The following is a 7679-nucleotide window of genomic DNA, read 5'->3' on the forward strand; positions in this document are numbered from 1 at the left end:
TGCAACGGAACCGGATCATCGCAGCCTTGGCATCAGTAACCGTGGTCGTGGAGGCCCGATGGAGATCGGGAGCCCTCAACACGGCCCATCATGCCGAAACCATCGGAAGGGTTGTTGCCGCTGTCCCCGGATCCATTCACAGCGCCAACTCCGCAGGCTGCCACCGTCTCCTCAGGGACGGCGGAGCCGTCTGTGTCACCGACGTCGGGGAGATTGCAGAGCTTGCCGGCGCCATCGGCGAGAGCACAAGTGAGGGACGGGCCTCCGACACCTCCGTGCATGACGGCTTGTCCTTGGAAGATCTCATTCTCCTGGATGCCTTGCCGCTCCGATCCACCAGCTCGGTGGAGAAGCTGACTGTGGTGGCTGGACTGAGCACGGATGCTGTGCGCGCTGGCCTTGGCCGGCTGGGCCTGATGGGTTTGGCCTGCTCCGAACGGGGTGCGTGGAAACGGGCCAAGACGTCCTAGCCCTGCAAAGGAAGCATGTTGATACTCCTTGTTTGCGACGAGGGCTGGCACAGTGGGAAGGGTGAACGGTCATTCATTGCCAGCTCCCCTTCAAAATGCAGTCGACGGCTTTCGGCGCTACCTGGAGGGCGAACGTGCTAGGTCTGCGCACACAGTCCGTGCCTACCTTTCCGATGTTGAGAGTCTCCTTGGCTTTGCGGTCCAGGAGGGGGTCCGAGAACTCGGGCAACTGGAGTTAGGCTCCCTGCGGCGCTGGCTTGGCACGCAGAGCGAGGCCGGCATATCACGAGCCACATTGGCGCGCCGGGCCGCAACCGCCAGGTCGTTCACCGGCTGGGCCCTCCGGGAAGAACTCATCGCGACGGACCCCGCAGTCCGTCTGCAGGCACCCAAGCGGGAGAAGTCCCTGCCGGGTGTCCTTCAGCAGCAGCAGGTCTCCCGGATGGTGAATGACCTGAATACTGCTGCCGCCGATGGTGGTCCAATGGCATTGCGCAACAGGGCAATGGTGGAGCTCTTGTATGCCACTGGTGTCCGTGTGGGTGAATTGGCCGGGCTGGACATCGACGATCTTGATTCCGATCGACGCACGCTGCGTGTGCTAGGTAAGGGCAACAAGGAGCGTACTGTTCCTTTCGGTGTTCCGGCAGCTGTGGCGGTGGATGACTGGCTGAGGCGGGGCAGGCCGGCTGTAGTGACTTCCACGAGCGGGCCAGCCTTGTTTCTGGGATTGCGTGGCAAGCGTGTTGATCCGCGCCAAATCCGAGCTGTGGTGAGTGAGCTGCTGCAGGCATTGGGTGACACCTCTGCCACTGGGCCGCACGCGCTCAGGCACAGCGCGGCCACCCACCTGCTGGACGGGGGAGCGGACTTGCGCGCTGTTCAGGAAATACTCGGTCACAGCAGCCTGGCAACCACGCAGATTTACACCCATGTTTCGGTGGACCGGCTCCGGAAGAGCTACCAGCAAGCGCACCCAAGAGCCTGAGTATGCCCCGCACGTGCGATACTGGCGGAAACGGGCAGGGTACGGCAAAATGAAAGCACCACGGGGAAACCTTCAATTCACGGTTGAGGGTTAAATCTGTGCCAATATCGTCTTTAATACCAAGAAAACTAAATAGCCTGTCAGGGCCCGCATGATTTACATGGCATCCGGCAGCAACAGCAAACATCCAGGCAGAGGTCGTTGGGGAAGACGTACCTACAGCTATGGAGGATGGAATGTCTGTTGCAACAACCCGCGGTGTCTTGTTCGTGCACTCGGCCCCAACGGCACTTTGCCCGCACGTTGAGTGGGCCATTGGATCGGTCGTGGATAAGCGAACCGATCTTGAGTGGACCCCTCAACCTGCCGCGCCGGGAATGTTCCGGGCGGAGTTGTCGTGGACCGGCGCTCCGGGTACGGGGGCCCAATTGGCGTCCGCTCTTAGAGGCTGGGCACACCTGCGCTACGAGGTGACTGAAGAACCCAGCCAGGGGGTAGACGGTGCACGTTGGTCCCACACACCCGAGCTAGGTATCTTTCACGCCGTCACTGATGTTCATGGCAACATCATGGTGACGGAGGACCGCATCCGCTACGCCTACGAGTCCGGCGCAGGAGACCCCTCCGCCGTTTACCATGAGCTTTCCCTGGCGCTGGGCGAAGCGTGGGATGAGGAATTGGAACCCTTCCGTCACGCAGCTGAGGGTGCGCCCGTGCGCTGGTTGCACCAGGTCGGGTAACAAAACCGATTTAAGCGTTTCCCCATAGCAAAAGGAAGGGCCCCACCTGCTGGTGGGGCCCTTCTTTTGTCTCATTGGGACGGCTGCGTAAATCCTCGCTCAGACGTTCCGGACAGCGATGACGGCGTTGTGTCCGCCGAAGCCGAAGGAGTTACTCAAGGCCACGATGTCGCCGGCGGGAAGATCGCGAACGGACGTCACGACGTCGAGGGGGATCTCGGGATCCTGGTTCTCGAGGTTGATAGTTACCGGTGCCTTGCGCTCGTAGACGGCTAGTACGGTCAGGACAGCCTCAACGGCCCCTGAAGCGCCCAGGAGGTGACCCATTTGCGACTTGGTAGCGGAGACCGCCACGTTGTCTACATGCGTGCCCAGGGCGGCACGTAGGGCCGTGTACTCAGGCTTGTCGCCAACGGGAGTTGAGGTGGCGTGTGCGTTGACGTGCACCACGTCCTCCGCTTGGATCCGGCCATCGAACATGGCCGCCTTCAGGGCGCGGGTTGCGCCCAGGCCCTCCGGGTCCGGTGCCGTGATGTGGTAGGCATCGGCAGTGACGGACGTCCCAGCGAGTTCGGCATAAATGCGCGCCCCTCGTGCAATGGCGTGCTCCTCCGCTTCGAGGACCAGAGCACCGGCACCCTCACCCATGACAAAGCCGTCACGGTCGATGTCGTACGGGCGGGAGGCGCGCTCCGGCTCGTCGTTGCGACGCGACAAGGCCTGCATGGAGGAGAACGCAGCCAAGGGCATCGGGTGGATGGCAGCTTCAGCACCACCACACACCACAACGTCTGCTTTGCCGGAGCGGATCAAGTCCAATCCGAGGTGGAGGGCCTCGGTGCCGGATGCGCAGGCCGAAACGGGAGTGTGCGCGCCAGCGCGGGCACCGAGGTCGAGGCTGACAGCGGCTGCCACGCCATTGGGCATGAGCATGGGAACAGTCATGGGCAGGACCCTGCGGGGGCCTTTGTCCCTGAGCGTATCCCAGGCGTCCAATAGGGTCCACACACCGCCGATGCCGGTGGCAAAAGCAACTGCCAGGCGGTCGTGGTCGATTTCTTCGATCCCGGAGTCAGACCATGCCTCACGCGCTGCGATGACGCCAAACTGCGTGGAGGGGTCCATGCGCTTGGCCTCAACGCGGCTCAGGACCTCGAGTGCCGGCGTCGAGCACCGTGCAGCAAAGTGGACGGGGAGGTCGTACTTGGTCACCCACTCGTCGCCAAGCGTGCGGGCGCCGGAGACCCCTTTCAGCGCGTTCTGCCACATTGTGGGTACGTCGCCGCCGATGGGAGTGGTGGCCCCCAGACCGGTTATGACTACTTTGCGTGCCATGCGATCACTCTCTGTCGGATAGCCGTCCCGCATGCGCGGTTCACAGGGGGAGGCAAGAAAATCTATGGGTGTTACTGCGGCTGTGCCGGGCGCAAGGATAGGGATCCCGGCCCGGCACAGCTGGTGACAGGACTAGGCCTGTGCGTTGGCGATGAAGCTGACGGCATCGCCGACGGTCTTGAGGTTCTTGACCTCTTCGTCCGGGATACGTACGCCGAACTTCTCTTCAGCGTTCACGACGATGGTCATCATGGAGATGGAGTCGATGTCCAGGTCCTCGGTGAAGGACTTGTCCAGCTCCACGGCTTCGGTGGCGAGGCCGGTTTCTTCGTTGACGATTTCAGCCAGGCCGGCCAGGATCTCTTCGTTGCTAGCCATTGTTGGCTCCTTTTCTTGTTGGACCGGCTACTGCCGGAAAGGGGGCAAACCGCGGGTTGCGGCTTGGGTTTGTAAGTCGTATTCAGTTGGGCTGTTGCCAGGTGACCGGGAGGAGGCCCGGCTACGGCAGAACCACTACCTGGGCGCCGAAGACCAGTCCGGCGCCGAACCCGATCTGCAGTGCCAGGCCGCCGCTCAGCTCAGGGTTCTCCTGGAGCAAGCGGTGTGTTGCCAACGGGATGGATGCCGCGGACGTGTTGCCCGCTTGGGCGATGTCGCGGCCGATGACAACAGATTCGGGAAGCTTGAGCTTCTTGACCATCTCGTCAATGATGCGCATGTTCGCTTGGTGGGGAACGAAGGCAGCGAGGTCGCTGGCTTCGATGCCGGCGGCGTCCAGAGCCTGCTGCGCTACCTTGGCCATTTCCCAGACGGCCCAGCGGAACACGGTCTGACCGTCCTGCCGCAGGGTGGGCCAAACATCCTGGGTTGCCGAAAGAATGGCGGGGTCGTCAGTTTCATCGGAGTGCCGCGCGGATTCGCCCAGCTTTTTGACGTCCTCCAGGGAGTGGGTCATACCGATGGCGTCCCACTTGCTTCCATCGGAGCCCCAGACCGATGGGCCGATGCCGGGAGTCTCGGATGGGCCAACCACAACGGCACCTGCGCCGTCGCCGAGCAGGAAGGATATGGTGCGCTCGTGGTTATCGATGACATCGGAGAGCTTCTCCGCACCGACAACCAGGACGTACTGGGCTGCACCTGAACGTACCAGGGCATCGGCCTGGGCCACTCCGTAGCAGTACCCTGCACAGGCGGCCGAAATGTCGAAGGCCGGTGCCGGCGTCGCGCCTAAACGGTCGGTGAGTGCAGCGGCGGCCGACGGAGTGGCGTAAGGGTGTGTCACGGTGGACACGATCACGGCGCCCAGTTGGGAGGCTTCGATTCCGGCTTGCTTGAGCGCTTCGCGTGCAGCGCCTTCTGCCATGTCAATGACGCTGACGTCAGCAGCAGCGCGGTGGCGGGTGATGATTCCGGTGCGCTGGCGGATCCATTCATCCGAGGAGTCGATCCACTGGCAGACGTCGTCGTTGGTGACGATGACATCCGGGCGGTATGCACCGATGCCCAGGATGCGGGCATTCTCGTTGACAACAGCCTTGTTCAATACGGGAGTGCTCATGCCTGTCCCTCCAGTTCTGCGAAGAGCGCGAGAGCCGCGGACAGGTCATCCGGGGTTTTCACGGCAACAGTCTTGACGCCAGGCATGCCGCGCTTTGCGAGCCCTGCGAGTGTGCCGGCGGGTGCCAGTTCAATAACGCCGGTGACGCCGCGCTCAACCAGCGTTTCCATGCACAGATCCCAGCGGACCGGCCGTGAGACCTGCGCAATCAGGCTTTCCACGGCTGCAGGACCTGCTGTAACTTCCTTGCCGTCGAAGTTGGACAACAGCGGAACAGCCGGGTTCTGCGGCGACAAGGACGGCTTGAGGGCTTCGAGGGCGCTGACCGCCGGTGCCATGTGGGAAGTGTGGAAGGCGCCGGCAACCTTCAGCGGGATGACGCGGGCCTTCGCCGGTGGGTTGTCCGCCAAAGCCTTGAGCTGTTCGAACGTCCCCGCGGCAACTGTTTGTCCGGCACCGTTGACGTTGGCCGGAGTGGCGCCCGTGGCTTCAATAGCTGCCAGGACCTCCGCGGGGTCTCCGCCCACAACTGCACTCATGCCCGTGGGCGTCACGGCAGCTGCTGCGGCCATGCTGTTGGCGCGTTCCCGAACGAAGGTCATTGCCTCGGACTCGGTGAGCACACCGGCAAGGGCTGACGCCGTGATTTCGCCGACGGAGTGCCCGGCGAGGATGACGGGAAGTGTGCTGAGTTCGACATCGAACAAGGACTTGGCAGCCACCAGGCCGGCAGCAACGATCAGGGGCTGCGCTACGGCAGTGTCCTTGATGGTCTCTTCATCCGACGTGGTCCCGTGGGCTTTGAGGTCAATGCCTGCGATTTCGCTTAGTGCGGCCAATTGGCCTTCGACGGAGGGGAGTTCCAGCCAAGGGGCCAAAAATCCGGGGGTCTGGGAGCCCTGTCCAGGGCAGACGATTGCAAGCACGTATCCAGCTTTCCAAATTGGCGCGTGATCCACTGGTGTTTTGGTACACCAAGCTCACTGGGTCAGTTTGTAGGAAGTCTACAACGGTTCAGTTCTGTGAACGTGACGCGTGACGTTCGGGAGCGGCTTTTGGTTGGGCTGAAAGACGGCCAACCACCAGCGCCGTTTGCAGCACAAACGCCTCCCGCGGGAGGAGAGGATCCCACCCTGTTACGTCGCAGACACGCTTCAAACGGTAGCGCACAGTGTTGGCATGGACGAACAGTTCACGCGCAGTGGCTTCCAGTGAGTGCCCCAATTCCAAGTACGTTCCCAAGGTCTCAACGAGGCCATTGGAGGCGGCCAGCAGAGGCCTGTAAATGTTTTTGATCAGTGATCTGCGGGCGGCGTCATCACCGGAAACAACCCGCTCCGGAAGGAGATCGTCGGCAGCTACGGGCCGTGGTGCGGAAGGCCACGCACGGGCCGCAGTGAGCCCTGCGAACGCCGCCTGGGCTGAACCGCTCGCCTCCAGCAAGGAACCTGCTTCCGGTCCGTAGACCACGGCGCCAGGGGCAAAAAGCTCACTGAGCTTGACGTAGGCGGTGTCGCGGTCCTGCAGGCCGCCAAGGATGAGAATGAGCCGATCACCCTGGATTCCTACGAGTGCGTCCTCGGCGAAGCGGCCGGCAGTGCGGCGGAGTTCGCTAACGTAACTTGCGCTTGGTTCCGAGGGCGAATTTCCCACCATTACGGTGAATCGCTCCTGAGCTTTCCAGCCAAGGGCGGCGATTCGGGACCTCAGGGCATCAGTGTTTTCGCCCCGCAGAATAGCGTCAACGATCAGCGCCTCAAGGCGTGTATCCCATGAACCTCGGGATTCGGCAGCCCGTGCATACACATCGGCGGCCGCGAAGGCTACCTCCCGCGAATAGCGCAGGACGGCTTCGCGGAGTGAGGGCTGGTCCGATTCCGGCGCAATGACAGGTACCTGGTCCTCCACGACTTCCACAACGATGCGGATCAGTTGCAGGGCCTTTTGCAGGCTGATGGAGCGGGTCAGCTCCGTAGGGGCGTTGCCAAAGACGTCGGTGAGAATCCACGACGGTGAACTGGGCCTCTCGTACCACGTCACAAAGGCGGCAATGCCGTTCTGGGCCACCAGTCCCAAGGCCGAGCGTTCGTCGGAGCTCAGACGGCCGTACCATGGCAATGATTTCTCCAGTTGGCGCATGGTGCTGGTGGACAATTGGCCCACATTGGCGCGGAGTTGCCGCAAGGTTTCGGCCTTTTCGGGTGACAATGCCTGGGGCGCTGCCTTGCGCTTGGTAGTGGTTTTGCTCGGCTCAGCCATGGAACGAGCATACGGCCCATCCCGGACAAGCTCCATTTGTGCGAAGGCTACAACTCTTGTTGTTGCTGGTCACGTCGTTGCCGGCACGCCCAGCCCGGTTAAAACCCGACGGCGGCCCTCACCTTTCGGTAAAGGCCGCCGTCGCGGTTAGTGCTGGCGTAGCTGGTGACTGCAGGAGTTACCCACTATCAGTTAAGCGTCGCCGCCTGCTCCGCCGGTGGTGCCGGCGTTCACATCCAGGAGCCGGTACTTCTCGATCGCCTTTTCCAGCGCACCTGCTTCAACTTCTCCCTTGGCGGCGAGGAGCTGGAGGGTTTTGGCGACGA

The 7679-nt window shown here is 62.4% G+C and carries 8 protein-coding genes; 3 read left to right on the plus strand and 5 right to left on the minus strand.

The window, feature by feature from the left end:
- The 3 genes from EU811_RS13855 to EU811_RS13865 form a co-directional block, all read left to right on the plus strand.
- On the plus strand, nt 1-470 hold a 470-nt coding region (locus tag EU811_RS13855), incomplete at its 5' end, for a DNA-processing protein DprA (protein WP_187697173.1).
- A gap of 52 nt (nt 471-522) precedes the next feature.
- Nucleotides 523-1458 (plus strand): tyrosine recombinase XerC, encoded by a 936-nt coding sequence (locus EU811_RS13860; RefSeq protein ID WP_142938952.1) that lies wholly within the window; start codon nt 523-525, stop codon nt 1456-1458.
- A gap of 236 nt (nt 1459-1694) precedes the next feature.
- Nucleotides 1695-2198 (plus strand): DUF3145 domain-containing protein, encoded by a 504-nt coding sequence (locus EU811_RS13865; protein WP_018776197.1) that lies wholly within the window; start codon nt 1695-1697, stop codon nt 2196-2198.
- A 99-nt stretch (nt 2199-2297) separates the two neighbouring features.
- Here EU811_RS13865 and EU811_RS13870 read toward each other — a convergent pair whose 3' ends face one another.
- The 5 genes from EU811_RS13870 to EU811_RS13890 all read right to left on the minus strand — a co-directional run bounded on the left by EU811_RS13870 (nt 2298) and on the right by EU811_RS13890 (nt 7353).
- The gene (locus EU811_RS13870) at nt 2298-3533 is read right to left on the minus strand and encodes a beta-ketoacyl-[acyl-carrier-protein] synthase family protein (protein ID WP_142938953.1); all 1236 of its coding nucleotides are present in this window, start codon (nt 3531-3533) and stop codon (nt 2298-2300) included.
- A gap of 132 nt (nt 3534-3665) precedes the next feature.
- Nucleotides 3666-3911, minus strand: a complete 246-nt coding sequence (locus EU811_RS13875) for an acyl carrier protein (RefSeq protein ID WP_011692310.1) — start codon at nt 3909-3911, stop codon at nt 3666-3668.
- 121 nt (nt 3912-4032) lie between these two features.
- Entirely contained in the window at nt 4033-5094 is a 1062-nt protein-coding gene (locus EU811_RS13880; RefSeq protein ID WP_142938954.1) for a beta-ketoacyl-ACP synthase III, read from the minus strand.
- On the minus strand, nt 5091-6020 hold the full coding sequence (locus EU811_RS13885; protein WP_187697177.1) for an ACP S-malonyltransferase: 930 nt from the start codon (nt 6018-6020) through the stop codon (nt 5091-5093). Before EU811_RS13885 ends, EU811_RS13880 begins: the two co-directional genes overlap by 4 nt.
- An 88-nt stretch (nt 6021-6108) precedes the next feature.
- Nucleotides 6109-7353 (minus strand): PucR family transcriptional regulator, encoded by a 1245-nt coding sequence (locus EU811_RS13890; protein ID WP_142938956.1) that lies wholly within the window; start codon nt 7351-7353, stop codon nt 6109-6111.
- Nucleotides 7354-7679 lie beyond the last annotated feature (326 nt).

The sequence above is a fragment of the Arthrobacter sp. TS-15 genome (assembly GCF_006964045.1).
Lineage (GTDB): Bacteria > Actinomycetota > Actinomycetes > Actinomycetales > Micrococcaceae > Arthrobacter.

Coding starts and splice junctions, on each gene's coding strand:
- EU811_RS13865 (WP_018776197.1), top strand. CDS start 1,695: ATGTCTGTTGCAACAACCCGCGGTGTCTTGTTCGTGCACTCGGCCCCA.
- EU811_RS13870 (WP_142938953.1), bottom strand. CDS start 3,533: ATGGCACGCAAAGTAGTCATAACCGGTCTGGGGGCCACCACTCCCATC.
- EU811_RS13875 (WP_011692310.1), bottom strand. CDS start 3,911: ATGGCTAGCAACGAAGAGATCCTGGCCGGCCTGGCTGAAATCGTCAAC.
- EU811_RS13880 (WP_142938954.1), bottom strand. CDS start 5,094: ATGAGCACTCCCGTATTGAACAAGGCTGTTGTCAACGAGAATGCCCGC.
- EU811_RS13890 (WP_142938956.1), bottom strand. CDS start 7,353: ATGGCTGAGCCGAGCAAAACCACTACCAAGCGCAAGGCAGCGCCCCAG.